At 70.9% G+C, this 16,022-nt stretch carries 10 protein-coding genes; 4 read left to right on the plus strand and 6 right to left on the minus strand.

Translation table 11 applies throughout. The features are described 5' to 3' along the window. Window positions 1-41: 41 nt before the first annotated feature. The 3 genes from M0L44_RS01670 to M0L44_RS01680 form a co-directional block, all read right to left on the minus strand. On the minus strand, window positions 42-680 hold the full coding sequence (locus M0L44_RS01670) for a response regulator (protein WP_252767872.1): 639 nt from the start codon (window positions 678-680) through the stop codon (window positions 42-44). Continuing rightward, window positions 677-3,412 carry a PAS domain-containing sensor histidine kinase gene (locus M0L44_RS01675; protein WP_252767873.1) on the minus strand — a complete coding sequence of 912 codons (2,736 nt, stop codon included), beginning with the start codon at window positions 3,410-3,412 and terminating at the stop codon, window positions 677-679. Before M0L44_RS01675 ends, M0L44_RS01670 begins: the two co-directional genes overlap by 4 nt. Window positions 3,413-3,507: 95 nt before the next feature. Then, window positions 3,508-3,843 (minus strand): hypothetical protein, encoded by a 336-nt coding sequence (locus M0L44_RS01680; RefSeq protein WP_252767874.1) that lies wholly within the window; start codon window positions 3,841-3,843, stop codon window positions 3,508-3,510. Here M0L44_RS01680 and M0L44_RS01685 point away from each other — a divergent pair. The 4 genes from M0L44_RS01685 (at window position 3,842) to M0L44_RS01700 (ending at window position 11,285) form a co-directional block, all read left to right on the plus strand. Further along, window positions 3,842-4,843: an LLM class flavin-dependent oxidoreductase gene (locus M0L44_RS01685; protein WP_252767875.1), complete on the plus strand. Its 1,002-nt coding sequence runs from the start codon at window positions 3,842-3,844 to the stop codon at window positions 4,841-4,843. The genes M0L44_RS01680 and M0L44_RS01685 overlap by 2 nt on opposite strands. 62 nt (window positions 4,844-4,905) lie before the next feature. Further along, entirely contained in the window at window positions 4,906-7,317 is a 2,412-nt protein-coding gene (locus M0L44_RS01690) for an ATP-binding response regulator (protein WP_252767876.1), read from the plus strand. A 49-nt stretch (window positions 7,318-7,366) separates the two neighbouring features. Next, window positions 7,367-9,295: a B12-binding domain-containing radical SAM protein gene (locus tag M0L44_RS01695; RefSeq protein ID WP_252767877.1), complete on the plus strand. Its 1,929-nt coding sequence runs from the start codon at window positions 7,367-7,369 to the stop codon at window positions 9,293-9,295. Between the two features lie 118 nt (window positions 9,296-9,413). Further along, a complete protein-coding gene (locus tag M0L44_RS01700) occupies window positions 9,414-11,285 on the plus strand; it encodes a diguanylate cyclase (RefSeq protein ID WP_252767878.1) in 1,872 nt (623 codons plus the stop codon). Window positions 11,286-11,336: 51 nt separating this feature from the next. Here M0L44_RS01700 and M0L44_RS01705 read toward each other — a convergent pair whose 3' ends face one another. Genes M0L44_RS01705 through M0L44_RS01715 form a run of 3 tightly spaced genes read right to left on the minus strand, consistent with a single transcriptional unit; the run spans window position 11,337 to window position 15,963 of the window. Then, a complete protein-coding gene (locus M0L44_RS01705) occupies window positions 11,337-13,481 on the minus strand; it encodes a PQQ-dependent dehydrogenase, methanol/ethanol family (protein ID WP_252767879.1) in 2,145 nt (714 codons plus the stop codon). A 38-nt stretch (window positions 13,482-13,519) separates the two neighbouring features. Further along, the gene (locus M0L44_RS01710; protein WP_252767880.1) at window positions 13,520-14,974 is read right to left on the minus strand and encodes an aldehyde dehydrogenase family protein; all 1,455 of its coding nucleotides are present in this window, start codon (window positions 14,972-14,974) and stop codon (window positions 13,520-13,522) included. 17 nt (window positions 14,975-14,991) lie between these two features. Further along, complete coding sequence (locus M0L44_RS01715) at window positions 14,992-15,963, minus strand: SphA family protein (RefSeq protein WP_252767881.1); 972 nt, start codon at window positions 15,961-15,963, stop codon at window positions 14,992-14,994. Window positions 15,964-16,022: the final 59 nt, after the last annotated feature.

The raw sequence follows: 16,022 nt of genomic DNA on the forward strand, positions 1-16,022 counted from the left end.
CTGTTGGCGCCTCTGCGGGCGCGACCGGAGAAAGCGGCCGGCTAGCCGTTGGTGATGCCGTGCCGCACCGCGTACTTCAGCAGATCGGCATTGGTCTGCAGGTTGAGCTTCTGCATCAGGCGCATCTTGTGGGTGCTGACCGTCTTCGGGCTGAGGTGCAGCTCGTCGGCAATGTCGCCCAGGGCCTGGCCCGCGGCAATGCGCTCGAGCACCTCGCGCTCGCGCGGCGACAGCAGATCATGGGGTTGCGACTCGGGGCGATCGACCTGGAAGACCACGGAATCGACCAGGGAGGGATCGATGAAGCGCCCGCCTTCGGCCACCCGCCGCACTGCCGCCACCAGGGTGCCGGGGTCGCAATCCTTGGTCGCGTAACCGGAGGCCCCGGCACGCAGCACGCGCGCGACGATGGGCGCCTCGGCATGCATGGACAACACCATCACCGGCAGCTTGGGATGGGTGTGCCGGATGCGGTTGATCAGGTCGACGCCGCTCAGACCGGGCATGGACAGGTCCAGCAGCAGGATGTCGGCCGGCGTACCGGTCAGCACCTCCATCAGGGCTTCGCCATTGGCGGCCTCGCCGACCACCTGCAAGCCGTCGATGCTGTCCAGCAACTGGCGCAGGCCGCTTCGAACGATGCTGTGATCGTCCGCGAGGATGACGTGGATCGGATTCATGGTGAGTTCGGGTTCTTGTCCATGTCGTAGAGGATATCCACCGCCGTGCCGGTGGGCCCGGTGGCAATGTCGATGACGGCGCCGATGGCCAGCATGCGCTCGCGCATGCCCAGCAACCCCAGGCCGCCGCCGCGACGGGCCGCCACCACCTCGGGGTCGAAACCCCGACCGTTGTCGCGCACCGTCAGATGCAGAAGGGTACCGCGCTGCTCCAGCCCGATGGTGACCTGGGTGGCCTGCGCATGCTTGGCGATGTTGGTGAGCGACTCCTGAACCGCCCGGAACAGGGCCAGCGCGACCGATTCTGGCAGGCTGGGCTCCTGCTCGTGGGGCAGCTCCAGCTGGCAGCGGGTCTCCCAGCGCAGCGAAAAGTCCTCGGCCAGCCACTCGATGGCCGCCACCAGCCCCATGTCCAGGGCCCCGGGGCGCAGGTGGGAGGCCACATGCCGCACCACATCGCTCATGGTGGCCATGGTCTGGCGCATGCGATCCGCGCGCTGCAGGGCCTGCGGCTCCTCGGGCAGACTCTGGCGCAACATCGACAGGTCCATGCGCAGGGCGGTGACCAGCTGACCCAGCTCGTCGTGCACCTCGCGGGCGATGCGCTTTCGCTCGTCCTCGATCAGTTGGCCTTCGTAGACGACCAGCGCGCGCAGCTGCTCGCGCGAGGCACGCAGCGCGTCCTCGATGCGCTTGCGCTCGGTCACGTCCTGCAGCGTGCCCATCAGCACCTTGCCGGCCCCGCTGCGTTGCATCACCGCGTGCAGATGCACCACCATCACCTGCCCATCGGGGCGGTTTAGCCGGGTGTCGATGCTCAGGCGGCCATCCCCCTGCAGGGCCTGCTCGAGGGCCGCAGCGTAGGTCGCCCGGTCTTCCTGCGGCATGCGCTCGATCCATCGACCGCGCGGCAGCACCTGCTCGGACGGGCCGTAGCCCAGCAAGCGCAGCAACTCCAAGGAGCAGGTCACGGTTCCGCGCTCCACATCCAGCTGCCATTCGCCCATGCCGGCCATGCGCTGGGCCGCGGTCAGTCGCAGACGTGCGGCGGCGATCTCCTCGTCGGCCCGCCGGCGGGCCTCCACGTCGGCGGCCTGGACCAGCAGGCGCACCTGCTCATCGTTCTCCCCCGGCAGACGGCTCAGGACCAGGGACGTCCAGGCCGGCGCGGCCGCAGGCCGGCGCACGGCGTGCTCGCCCATGTGCGTGCCACGCTCCCCCCGTGCGATGGCCGCGAGCTCCTCGCGCACGGTGATCAGATCGGCCGACCCAAGGGTGGCCAGCAGCGACTGGCCCTCCATCGCATCGACCAGCAGGCGCCAGGCCAGGTTGCAGCGCACCACCTCGCCGGCCTCGTTCACCAGGGCCATGCCGGCCATGCTGGCGTTGAAGATGCGTTCCAGCAGCTCACTGGAATGGCGCAGGGCCAGCGCACTGCGGCGCGCCTCGGTGAGATCCTCGTCCACCGCCAGCACGCCCACCACCCGGCCGCGAGCGTCCAGGATGGGCTTGGCCGTGACCTGGATCTCGCGCATCGCGCCCTGTGCGTCCGACACGGACCGCAGGCCGCTGCGCACGGCCTCGCCGGTGATCACCGCGCGGCGCATCAGCGACTCGTGATCGCCCCGTCCGCAGCTCGACTCCGACTTGCCATACAGGCCCAGCAGCTGGACGGCCGGGTTGATCCGCTCGGTCTGCCCCTGGGCGTCGCCGATCCACACCCCCACCGGCATGGCCTCCAGCACGGCATGCAGCTGCGTGGCCAGGCCCAGGGCCTGCTGCTGGACCTGCTTGAGTGCGCCGATGTCCTGCACGCTGACCAGGTAGTGACAGGGCTGGCCCGCGGCATCCCGCACCACGGTCAGATGGACCAGCGTGGCCAGGTCGTGGCCGTTGCGGTGCCGGTGACGCAGTTCGACCTGGGCGCTGCCCTGGATCAGCGCCTGGGCCCGGGCCGTGGCCAGCGCCACCCAGCAGGCGGGCACCACGCATTGGCGTTCGAGCGTGTCCTCCAGCCGCTCGACGCCGTGCCCCAACAGGCCGGCAAAGGCCGCATTGCAGGCGATGATGCGGGGGTCCTCGTCCAGCGACACCATGGCCATGCCCCAGCCGGCCAGCTGCAGCAGGCTGCGGCTGAGGGCCGCGGGATCGGGTTCGGCCGGCGGGGGGGGCGATGGCGGCTGCGGCGGCGCCGGAGCGGCCACAGGCCCGTCCGGCTGGGCCCCGGCCAGCCGGAATCCGGCGGCCGCCAGCAGCGCCAGCAGGCCCCGGACGGACCAGGACAAGCCCGGCGTCAGCCAGGCGGCCAGGGCGACGGCCAACAAGCCGGCAGCCAGCACCCAGGCCAGACCCGAACGCCGGCCCGCAGCCTGGGCACCACACCAGGCCACGCCGCTCCCCAGGATCAGCCCGGTCTGGAGCAGGAATGGGCCCAGCGGTGCGGCCGTGCCCACCAGGACATGCGACAAGCCCTGGACCAACCCGGACGCCAGCACCAGCAGGGCCGCGCCTGCCGCCGCAGTGGCCGCCAGCCGCGGATGGGCCCACCGCCCCCACCACGCCCCGGCCAGCATCAGGAAGGCCAGCCGTGTCGGGATGGTCCACTCAGGCAGCAGTGCCTGCAGAGGTGGCCAGGCCGGCGCCAGGATCAGGGCCACGGCGACCACCAAGCCGCCCACCGCGGCCAGATCCGGCGGCTGAGACGTCCCTGCGGGGCGGGCTTCGAAGGTCAAGACGTGGGGGCTCCTGGCGCTGGGGCGGGTCACCACACACCCCTGCGCGATTGTCCACGCGCGCGGGGTGCCCGTCTGCCCAGAGTTGTGCCAATTCAGCCCTGGTGGGGCGTTGACGACACTGGCCCGCCGACACGGGCGACCGGGGCCACTTCCCGGGCCTCGATGTCCACCACATCGCCCGCCGCAGCCGGGCCGGCCGCGGGGAAGCCGCCCGCGCGCCCCCAGCGCAGATTGACCGCCGGCAATGGGCGACCGCGCAGGCGTGCCCACACCAGCACGACGGCGGCCGTCAACAGGCCCGCCAGCAGCAGGCCCGCCATCAGCACCAGCCCCAGGGCGGTGGCAACGGCCTTGAACAGCATCGAAAACAAGGTCTTCATGCCCTCCATTGTGAACGGTTGCCGCCACTCGGGCAGGATGCGGGCCATGATCCCCTTGTCCATCCTCGACCTCGTCCCCATCCCGGAGGGCAGCATCCCCGCCCAGGCCATCGGCAACACCGTGGCGCTGGCCCGCCTGGCCGACGAATGGGGTTACCAGCGCTACTGGCTGGCCGAACACCACAACATGGACGGCCTGGCCTGCTCGGCCACTGCGGTGCTGATCGGCCAGGTGGCCGCCGCCACCTCCCGCATCCGCGTCGGTTCCGGCGGCATCATGCTGCCCAACCACGCCCCGCTGGTGGTGGCCGAGCAGTTCGGCACCCTGGCCACCTTGTTCCCGGGGCGCATCGACCTGGGCCTGGGCCGGGCCCCGGGCACGGACGGCGCCACCGCCCGCGCCCTGCGCCGCCAGGCCCTGGCGGGCAGCGAAGACGAGTTCCCCCGCGACGTGGAGGAGCTGATGGGCTACCTGGCCGCCGAGGACGGGCCGGGGCAGACGGTGCGCGCCATCCCCGGCCGCGGGACCGAGGTGCCGGTCTGGCTGCTGGGCTCCAGCCTGTTCTCGGCCCAGTTGGCGGCCTGGCTGGGGCTGCCCTTTGCCTTTGCCTCGCATTTCGCGCCCGACATGCTGGACCAGGCCCTGGCCATCTACCGCCGCACCTACCGTCCCTCCGAGCGCTGGCCGCGGCCCCACGCCATGGTGGGCTGCAACGTCATCGTGGCCGACAGCAACGAGGCGGCCGAGCACCTCTTCACCTCCGCCCAACAGCGGGTGCTGGGCATGTTGCGCGGCCAGCGCGGCCCCCTGCCCCGACCCATCGACCCGGCGGAACTGGCCCGGCTCTGGCGGCCCGAGGAGCAGGCCGGCGTGCACCGCATGCTGGCCGTCAGCGCCGTGGGCGACGCCGCCCGGGTCACCGAGCAGCTCGGCCAGCTGCTGGAACGCACCCAGGCCGACGAGCTGATCGTCGCCTGCGCCGTGCACGACCCGCTGGCCCGCCAGGACTCCTACCGACGGCTGAAGGACGTGACGCATTTCGCCTAGCGGGCCTGCACCGGCGGCCCGCGGGCCGCTACCATGGACAGCGCTGGTTCCAGGCTCCATCCATGTCCTTGCTGTCTGCCCTGTCGTTGCGCGCTCGCCGTTGGGTCAAGGCCCCGCAGCACCTGTTTGATCACCTGAGCTTCCGCACGAAGTTCGTGGTCATCGGCATGGTGCTGGCCGGCCCGCTGTCGACCCTGGTGGGTTTCGTCGCGTCGCGCTATGACCACCGGGTGGACCAGGCCCAGGCGCGGGAGTCGGCCCTGCTGCGCAGCAGCCATTTGCGCGATCTGGCCCTGGCCCTGGCGGTGCACCGGGGCCTGTCGGCCCGCATCCTGGCCGGGGAGGAAGGCGTCAGCACCGAACTGGTCCAGCAGCAGAAGCGGGTCGATCGGCTGCTGTACGAGGCCCAGGAAAGCATCCCCGCCGACCAGTGGCGCACCGCCAACCCGGGCCAGGGCCCCACCCTGGTGGCCGAGGTGCACGACCTGATGCGCCTGAGCGACCCCGGTCAGCCCGAACAGAACTTCGTCCGCCACAACGCGGTGATCGACGCCGTGCTCAACCTGAACGCCCGCGTGGGCGTGGGACCGGATTTGGGCCCGGACGCCCACCGCGAGTCCGCCCTGCTCCACCTGGCCTTCCAGCAACTGCCCATGCTGCTGGAGGCCCTGGGGCGGCAACGGGGCTGGGGCAGCGCCGTGCTGACCCAGGAGGCCTATGCCGATGCAGACACCACCCGCTACATGATGTATGCCGGCGGGGCCGCCCAACAGCTGGAGGTGACGCAAAGCGCCCGCGAAGCCCTGGCCGAGACGAACCAGCTGCTGGCCCACCCGGAAGAGCCCGCCCCCTTGAGCACGGCCCTGAACGAGGCCGACATCTTCACCCAGCGCTCCATGGCCCTGGTGATGGCGCATGAGGGTGGCACGGCCGCGGCCACGGAGCACTTCCGCGAGGGCAGCTTCGCCATCAACCAGTTGGCCGACGTCACCGCCACCTTTTCCGACCTGCTGCTCGCCCGTTCGCGGCAGGATCTGGCCGCGGCCCAGAGCGGCCGCACCTGGTCGCTGCTGGGCATGGGGCTGGTGGTGCTGGCCCTGCTGCTGATGTACCGCGGCTTCGAGCGCTCCACCGTGCTGCGCCTGCGCGCCCTGCAGCGTGCCTCCCGGCGGCTGGCGGACGGCCAGTTCAACGACCGGGTCACGGTGGTGGGCAGCGACGAGATCGCCCGCCTGTCCGGCGCGCTGGACGACATGCGCCAGCGCCTGCAGAACGCCGTGCGCGAGCGGGCCGATGCCCTGGCCGCCCACGCCGCCTCGCGCGCCAAGACCGAATTCCTGGCCCGCTGGAGCCACGACCTGCGCACCCCGCTGGCCGCCGTGCTGGGCTTTGCCGACATGCTGCTGACCCGCCAGGCCCCGGCCCTGAGCGAGGCCCAGCGCGAGGACGTGATGCACATCCGCGAGGCCGGGGAACACCTGCTGGCCCTGGTCAACGATGTGCTGGCCGTGGCCAGCCTGGACGCGCGCGACAGCATCCGCCAGCGCGACGAGGCGGTGCCGATCGGGCCGCTGATCGCCTCGGCCGTGCACCTGGTGCAGGCCCAGGCCCGCACGGCGGGCGTGCTGCTCGAATGGCCCCGCGAGCAGGGCATCCTGTCGCCCGACTGGGTGCGGGGTGACCGCACTCGGCTGCTGCAGGTGCTGGCCAATCTGCTGAGCAATGCCATCAAGTACAACCAGGCCGGGGGTCATGTTCGCCTGCTGTGGAGCGCGCAAGGCGCACAGGTCAGCATCGCGGTGGAAGACGATGGCTGCGGCATTGCCGAGGAAGACCTGCCCCGGCTGTTCCAGCCCTTCGAGCGGCTGGCCACGCCCGACCCGGGCATCGAGGGCCTGGGGCTGGGCTTGTCCAACGTCAAGCGGCTGCTGGAGGCCATGGGCGGCAGCGTGGCGGTGCACAGCCGGTTGGGCGAAGGCTCCCGCTTCACGGTGAGCTTGCAGCGCATGGCGCCGCCCGTGCCCGCCCCGGCGCTGGTCCCGCAGGCACTCCCCCCCGCGCCCCCGCTGCATGGGCGCATCACCTATGTGGAAGACGACGAAACCAACGCCCTGCTGCTGCAGGCCATGCTGGCGGCCGAGCCCGGCCTGGAGGTGACGGTCTGTCACGACGGCGCCCAGGCGCTGGCCAGCCTGGATGCCACCGACCTCTGGATCGTCGACGGGCAGCTGCCCGACATGGACGGGCTGGACCTGCTGCGGCAGCTGCAGCGCCGCCCGGGCCCGCCCCCGCGGGCCGTGATGTTCTCTGCCGACGCGCTGCCCTGCCGGCGCGACCAGGCGCTGGCCGCTGGCTTCATCGACCTCTGGGTCAAGCCCATGGGCCGGGACGAGCTGCTGACACGCCTGCGCCAGCTGCTGAGCCGGCCGCGCCCCGAAGGCCAGGGCGTCTCGGCCGCCCCGCTGGCACAATGACCGCCCCTGGCGGCGCCCCGCCGCCGCGCACCCCGGCCACGCCTCCTGCATGACCCCGACCCCGTACCGCGTGCTCAGCCTCATCCCGCCGATGACGCAGCTGAACACGCCCTACCCCTCCACCGCCTACCTGACCGGCTTCCTGCGCTCGCGCGGCCTGGCCGCCGCCCAGGAAGACCTGGCCCTGGGCCTGGTGCTGCGCCTGTTCACGCCGGCCGGCCTGGACGAACTGCGCACAGCGGCGCAGGCGCTGCCGGCGCGCCAATGCCCCCCGCAGGTGGGCCATTTCTTGGCCGAGTTCGACACCTACCGCGCCACCGTGGCCCGGGTGATCGCCTTCCTGCAGGGTCGCGACCCCACGCTGGCCCACCGCATCAACACCCGCGGCTTCCTGCCCGAAGGGGCGCGCTTCGCCGCCCTGGACAGCTACCCCGCCGAGGAGGGCGAGGACCCGCTGGCCTGGGCCTTCGGCGCCCTGGGCCTGCAGGACCGGGCCCGCCACCTGGCCACGCTCTACCTGAACGATCTGGCCGACGTGGTGCGCGAGGCGGTGGACCCGCGCTTCGAATTCGTCCGCTACGCCGAGAAGCTGGCCACCGCCCAGCCCCATTTCGACCCGCTGGCCGAGGCCCTGGCCGCCCCGCCGCACCTGCTGGACCGCACCCTGGCCACGCTGACGGCCGAGGCGCTGGCCCGCCACCGGCCCCAGCTGCTGCTGCTGTCCGTGCCCTTTCCCGGTGCGGTCTATGGCGCGCTGCGCATCGCCCAGGCGGCCAAGGCCCTGCAGCCGGAGCTGCCCATCGTGCTGGGCGGCGGCTTCGTCAACACCGAGCTGCGCGAACTGGCCGAGCCGCGCCTGTTCGACTTCGTCGATTACGTGACGCTGGACAGCGGCGAACGACCGCTGCTGGCCCTCATCGAGCACCTGCAGGGCCAGCGCGGCCGCGAGCGCCTGGTGCGCACCTTTGTGCGTGAAGGTGCCGGCTCGGGAGCCTCCGTGCGGCTCATCAGCTGGCCCGAGCCCGACGTGCCTTTCGGCGAGGTGGGCACGCCCACCTGGGACGGCCTGCCGCTGGACCGGTATCTGTCCCTGCTGGACATGCTCAACCCGATGAACCGGCTGTGGAGCGACGGGCGCTGGAACAAGCTGACGGTGGCCCAGGGCTGCTACTGGAAGAAGTGCAGCTTCTGCGACGTGGGGCTGGACTACATCGGCCGCTACGAAACCACCACCGCCCAGGTGCTGGTCGACCGCATGGAAGCCATCGTCGCCGAGACCGGCCAGACGGGCTTCCACTTCGTGGACGAGGCCGCGCCGCCCAAGATGCTGCGCGCCCTGGCCGAGGAGCTGCTGCGTCGCCAGCTGCCGGTGAGCTGGTGGGGCAATGTGCGCTTCGAGAAGACCTTCACCCCCGAGCTGGCCCAGCTGCTGGCCGAGAGCGGCTGCATCGCCATCAGCGGCGGGCTGGAGGTGGCCTCCGACCGGCTGCTGGCCCTGATGAAGAAAGGCGTCTCGGTCGAGCAGGTGGCCCGCGTGACCAAGGGCTTTGCCGACGCCGGCGTGCTGGTGCACGCCTACCTGATGTACGGCTTCCCCACCCAAACGCTGCAGGACACCCTCGACGCGCTGGAGTACGTGCGCCAGCTGTTCGCCAACGGCTGCATCCACAGCGGCTTCTTCCACCGCTTCGCCTGCACCGTGCATTCACCGGTGGGCCAGCACCCCGAGGACTACGGCATCACCCTGCTGCCGCTGCCCGAAGGCCAGTTTGCGAAGAACGATGTCGGCTTCGTCGACCCGACCGGCACCGACCACGACGCCCTGGGCCGCGGTCTGAAGAAGGCGATCTACAACTACATGCACGGCATCGGTCTGGACGAGGACGTGCGCGTCTGGTTCGAGCACCTGCCCGGCAAGCTGCCGCGGCCCACCGTGGGCCGCCAGCGCATTGCCAAGGCGCTGCAGTCGGCCGCCTGACGACGGACCCGCCCGCTCCCGGCGCCTACCCAGGCGCCTTACACTGGGGAAGTCATTGCCCCCCCGATGTCGCATGCAGGATCGCGTCAAAGAACAAGAAACAGGACCGGTGGAGGCGATGCCGTCCTGGGCCACCCGCCCCCTGGGCTGGGTGGGCGGCTGGCTGGTGCTGGGCAACCTGCTGGTGGCGCTGGTGCTGTGCGTGGCCACCGCCTTCAGTCTGGAATCCACCCGCAGCGCGGAACGGGCCCGGGGCGCCGAGGTGGCCGACAACCTGGCGCACAGCGTCAGCATCGAGGTGGCTGCCGAACTGCGGCTGGTCGACAACGCGCTGGCCAGCATCGCCCAGCGCCTGCCATCCCACCCCGAGGTGAACAGCCCCGCCACCGCCCAGGGGCTGGCCGCGGCCATCCGGGAGCAGGCGCCCCGGGTGCCCTTCGTCTCGGCCATCCACTTCGTCGACAGGCAGGGCCGGATCAACCCGCTGTCCCCCGGTCAAGCCCCGCGGCAGATCGACGACCTTGGTTTCCTGCAGCAGGTGCTGGCCAGCGACACCGCGCTGCTGTCACCGCCCCGGCCCAGCCCCGCCGTGGGCGAATGGGCGGTGATGCGGGCCCAGCGGGTGATGGGGCCGGACGGGCAGCCCTGCGGCATCCTGGTGGCGGAGATCACGTCCCGCCAGTTCGCCGAGGCCTTCGCCCGTCTGGCGCTGGGGCCCCAGGACATCATCCTGCTGCGCGACCGCGGCCTGCGGATGGTGGCCCAGCACATGCCCAGCCGGCCGGCCAACACCGAGGGCCTGGGCACCACCCAGATCTCCCCCGAACTGCGCAGCCTGCTGGCCCGTCAACCCGCGGCAGGCACCTACAGCAGCCGCCTGGGCCGGGACGGGGTGGAGCGCATCTACGCCTACCGGGAGGTGCCGGGCTACCCGCTGCTGCTGATCGCTGGCCTGAGCTCCGAGCAGTACTTCGTGCCCTGGCGGGCCACCGCCTGGCGGCACTGGAGCTTCACCGCCCTGATCATCCTGCTGGTCATCCTGGGCTCGATCTACCTCTACCTGCAGCGGCGGCGGGAACAGGAGGCACTGCGCTACGCCAAGCGCCTGGCCCGGCAGCAGGCCCTGATGATCGAGAACGACTGGGTCGGCATCCTGCGGCTGCACAAGCGCCGGATCACCTGGACCAACCGGGCCCTGGCCACCATCACCGGGTATGAGAAGAAGGACCTCGTCGGGTCCGACACCCGGCTGCTGTACCCCGACGACACCAGCTATGCGGCCATCGGCCAGGAAGGCCACCACGCCCTGCGGGAACGCGGCAACTTCCACACCCAGATCCGCATGCGCCACCGCAATGGCGAACTGATCTGGGTGGACCTCAGCGGCACCGCCCTGTCGGAGGAGGAGTCGGTCTGGATGCTGATCGACATCAGCGGCCTCAAGCACAGCGAAGCCCAGGCCCACCACATGGCACTGCACGACGCCCTGACCGGCCTGGCCAACCGACGCTCGCTGGACGAGAGGCTGCGCGGGGCGCTGGCCTGGGCCCGCCGGGAACAACGCGCCATCGCGCTGGCCTACATGGACCTGGACGGCTTCAAGTCGATCAACGACCGCCACGGCCATGAGGCGGGCGACGCGGTGCTCCGGCAGGTGGCCGATCGACTGGCCGGGCGCGTCCGCGGCCACGACCTGGTCGCCCGGCTGGGCGGCGACGAATTTGCCATCGTGCTGGCGGACACCACTTCGCCCGAGGAAGTCCGCACCATCCTCGACCGCTGCCTGGCTGCCGTCCAGGTGCCGCTGGCCCTGCCCGATGGCACCCTGGTGCAGGTGGGAGGCAGCCTGGGCGTGGTGTTCGGTCCCACCCAGGCCGACACGCCGGAAGCCCTGCTGACGGCGGCGGACGCCGCCATGTACGAGGCCAAGCGCCGAGGCAAAGGGCAGATGGTGTTCGCCACCGCGGCCCACCTGGTGACGCCGCGCTGACGCCTCGCCGCGGGGCAGCGCCCGCGGCGGCAGGTCGTGGCAGGAAGGATGTCAGGGGGCCGGCGCGGAGGCCGGCGCCGCCGCCGCATCCAGCTCAGCCTTCAGGGCATGCGAGCGTGTGATGATGTACTGACGGATCAGCTCGACCTGCTCCGGGTTGATGCCCTTGGCGAAGGAGGGCATGCCACGCTCGGTTCGGCCCCCGTAGACGATCCCGAGGAAGTAGCCGTGCTTTTCCGGGCTCAGGTAGCGCAGGTCCGGCACCACACCGCCGCTGACCGCGTTCAGGCCGTGGCAGTTGGCGCACAGGCCGTTGAACATCGTCCGCCCGGCCTTGAGCTCGGCCTCGCTGCTCGGCTTGAGTGGCTGCAGCAGTGGCAGGACGGCGGCCTCACGCTTGGCCGGCGGCAGCGTGGCCTGGCCGCCCAGCTTGAAAGTCACCACCCGTGATTCGGGCTTGACCTTGGCATTGAGCGACATCGGCCCGGTGATGTTGGGGAAGGAGCCGCCCCAGCCCACCATGAAGGTCACGTACTGCTCGCCGCCCACGGTGTAGGTCACCGGGCCGGCCATGGCACCGGAGTTGACCGGTGCCTGCCACAGCAGCTTGCCGGTGTCGGCGGCATAGGCCACGGCGCGGCCATCGGCCGTGCCTTGGAACACCAGATTGCCGGCCGTGGCCAGCGTGCCGCCGTTCCAGGCCGTGGGGTATTCCACCGACCAGCGGGCCTTCTGCGCCACCGGGTCCCAGGCCAGCAGCCGGCCCTTCCAGCTCTCGGCGATCTGCTTGACGATCTTCGGGTCCTCAGGCAACTGCGGCACATCCAGACCGATGTTCACCACGTTGCGAATGGGCATGAACATCGGCTCTTGCTGCGGTTCCAGCCCGGCCGCTGTCTCCTGCGCCGGCAGGTAGACCAGGCCGGTGCCGGGGTGGAAAGACATGGGCTGCCAGTTGTGCCCGCCCAGGAAGCTGGGCACCACGATCTTCATGCCCTTGCCGTCCAGGTAGTCGGCGGCCCCCGTCTTGACCGGCCGGCCGGTGGCCTTGTCGATGTGCGAGGCCCAGTTGACCGGCACGAACTTCTCGGCCGACAGCAGCTGGCCATTGGTGCGGTCGAGCACGTAGAAGAAGCCGTTCTTGGGCGCCTGCATCAGCACCTTGCGCTTCTTGCCCTCGATCGTCAGGTCCGCCAGGATCATGTGCTGGGTGGCGGTGTAGTCCCACATCTCGCCCGGCGTGGTCTGGTAGTGCCAGATGTACTTGCCGGTGTCGGGGTTCAGGGCCACGATGGACGACAGGAACAGGTTGTCGCCCTTGCCATCGCTGCGAAACTTGTAGTTGAACGGCGAGCCGTTGCCCACGCCGATGTAGAGCTGGTTGAGCTCGGGGTCGTAGGCCATCGAATCCCAGGCGGTGCCGCCGCCACCCCACTTGACCCAGCCATTGCCCGACCAGGTCTTGAGCGCCATCGCCATGGCCTCGTCCTCGGGCGGCAGGGAGGGATCGCCCGGCACGGTGAAGAAGCGCCAGGCCTGCTGACCGGTCTTGGCGTCATAGGCGGTGACGTAGCCGCGCACGCCGAACTCGGCGCCGCCGTTGCCGATCAGCACCTTGCCGTGGACGATGCGCGGCGCGCCGGTGATGGTGTAGCTCTTGTTCGGGTCCAGCCGGGTGTCGACCGACCACACCGGCTTGCCGTTGCGCGCATCCAGCGCAATCAGCCGGCCGTCGAAGGCCCCCACATAGACCTTGCCCTCCCAGACGGCCACACCACGGTTGACCACGCTGCAGCAGCCCTCGCCGCCCTTGTCGCGCGGCACCTGCGGGTCGTACTTCCACAGCGGCTGGCCGGTGCGGGCGTCGTAGGCGTAGACGATGCTGTAGGCCCCGGTGGTGTACATCACGCCGTCGACCACGATCGGGGTGGCCTCGACGCCGAAGTCCCAGTCGAGCTTCTGGGTCCAGGCCACGCCCAGCTTCTGGACGTTGTGGTCATTGACCTGGGTGAGCGGGCTGTAGCGCTGCTCGCCATAGGTGCGGCCGTGGCTCATCCAGTTGCCGGGTTCCTTGTCGGCCTGGAGGATGCGCTGGCCGTTCACATCGGCCGGGGGACGCGCCAGCGTCGGCGCTGCCAGGCTGGCGGCCAGCACCAGGGCCAGGCCGCGTGCCGCAGAGAGTGGGAGGGTGTTCATGGGCGTTCCAAAATGCAGGGAATGGGTGGGGCGCGGTCTCACATCACGACGGTGACGACCTTCTCCTCGAGGTAGCCATCGAGCGCAGCCCGCGACAGGTCGCGGCCCACGCCGCTGTCCTTGCCGCCTCCCCAGGGCAGCCGGGCGTCCAGCGGGCTCCAGCCGTTGATGGCCACGGCCCCCACCTTCAGGCGCGCGGCCAGGCTGTGGGCCTTGGTCAGGTTCTGCGTCCACAGCGTGGCCGACAGACCGTAGGCGCTGTCGTTGGCCAGGGCCACGGCCTCGTCATCGCTGTCGAAAGGGATCACCACACCGACCGGGCCGAAGACCTCCTCGCGGGCGATGGCCATGTCGGGCGTGACGCCGCCGAAGATGGTGGGCCGCACGAAGAAGCCGCGCGCGGGCACCCCCTCGTCACCGGCCAGCATCTGCGCGCCGGCCTGGCGGGCGGCCGCGATGTGGGCCCGCACCCGCTGCGCATGGCGCTCGCTGATCAGCGCGCCCATCTGCGTGGCCGGGTTGAAGGGATCGCCCAGCTGCAGCGACCGCGCCGCCCCGGCCAGCGCCTGCAGCACATCGTCATAGCGCGAGCGGTGCACCAGGATGCGGCTGCCGGCCGCGCAGGTCTGGCCCTGGTCCACGAACAGGCCCATGGCGCAGCCGCCGATGGCCTGCTCCAGCACCGCGTCTTCCAGGATGATCTGCGGCGCCTTGCCGCCCAGCTCCAGCGTCAGGCGCTTGAACAGCGGCCCCGCTTCGGCCGCGATCTGCCGGCCCACCACGGTGCTGCCGGTGAAGCTGATCTTGTCCACCCCCGGGTGGGTGGTGAGCGCGCGGCCCACCGCCGGGCCCAAGCCCTGCACCACGTTGACGACGCCAGGCGGGAAGCCCGCCTCGGCGGCCAGAGCGGCCAGCGCCGACAGCGCCAGCGGCGCATCTTCCGAGGGCTTGAGCACCACGGTGCAGCCGGCCGCCAGCGCGGGGCCCAGCTTCCAGGCGCCGATCATCAGCGGCGCGTTCCAGGGCACGATCAGCGCGGCCACGCCCACCGCCTCGCGCACGGTGTAGTTGAAGGTGGGCCGGCCCATGAAGCCGGCAGTCGGGATCTGTCGGCCCTCGAGCTTGTCGGCCCAGCCGGCAAAGTAGCGCAGCGTGTCCACCGCCATCGGCACGTCCAGCATGCGCATCTCCATCAGCGTGCGGCCCTGCTCACGGGCCAGCAGCTGGGCGAAGTCCTCGGCCTTGGCCTCCAGCAGGTCGGCCAGGCGGTTCAGCAGCCGGCCGCGGGCCGCGCCGGGCAGCTGGGACCAGGCACCGCCGTCGAACTGGCGGCGCGCCGCGGCCACCGCCGCGTCCACATCGGCCGGGGTGCTGGCCGTCACCTGGCACAGGCGCTCGCCGGTGGCGGGCTCGGCCTTGTCGAACCATTGACCCGCGGCCGAGGCCTGCCATTCGCCGTCGATCAGGTTGAGTCGGAAGAAGTTGTCGCTCATCGCAAAGCTCCTGGGGATCAGCGGAAGTGGTGGATGAAGCGCAGCGTGGCGCGTTCGCCTTCGGTGCGGTTGCGCGCGCCGGTCTCGGTGTAGTAGTTCAGGCTCAGATGGTCGTCGGCGCTGAAGCTGTACATCACGCCCGGTCCGTAGCCGATCACCCGCTCCTGGGTGTCCGCCAGCGACTGACCGTTGACCTTGGTGTCAGTGGTCTGCTGCAGCCAGTAGGCCGCCAGGCCCAGGCGCAGCTGGGGCGTGATGGCGTAGTCGGTGGCCAGGTTCATGTGCACCGCCTGGCCGGCCTGGAAGCTGTGCGCCTCGGTGATGCCACTGCTGGCGAAACGGGTCGGTGAGGGATCGCCATTCACGCCGTTCCACAGGTAGAAGACGCGGCTGGAGACCGTCCACTCCGGTTTCACCCACCAGGTGCCGCTCCAATAGGCCTCGACCGAGGTGGCATGGGCGCCGGGCGTCAGGCCCTTGCTCTTGTCGTAGCTGCCCCAGGGCAGGGTCAGGTCCAGCTCGACGCGGTGAGCGAACACCGGCCCCTGCGCCCCCATCACCGGGTCCCATTGCAGGAAGGCGCCCAACACCGGGTCGCCCATGCCGGTCTGGGTCTGGCCCAGGATGGTGCCACCCGCGCCATCGTCCAGGCTGGCCGACAGGAGGGACGGCAGCAGCAGCATGCCGCCCAGCTTGCCGCCCAGCCAGCGCGCATCGCTCTGGTAGACGAACTGGTTCACCCAGGGGGTGACGCTGATGTCGCTGTTGGGCAGAGGCAGGTCCTGGCCCTTGGCGTCCTTGAAGTGGCTGGCCTGGTAAGGCTGCACGTAGCTCATCCAGTACAGGCCTGGCCCGGCCGGGGGCGGCGCGCCGTCGACAAAGCCAGTGAGGCCCAGGTTGATGGAGGGCAACTCATAGGCCTGGGCAGCACCGGCGCTGATCAGTGCCGCAAGCAAGCCCGCGCCAAGTCGCAGGGTGGTGAAGATCATGGTGGGTCCCGTGTCGCAAAGCGGATCGCTGGAGCCTGGGCTGACCGTGGTGACGGCGC

This window comes from Ideonella oryzae, assembly GCF_024055665.1.
GTDB classification, from domain to species: Bacteria; Pseudomonadota; Gammaproteobacteria; order Burkholderiales; family Burkholderiaceae_C; genus Ideonella; species Ideonella oryzae.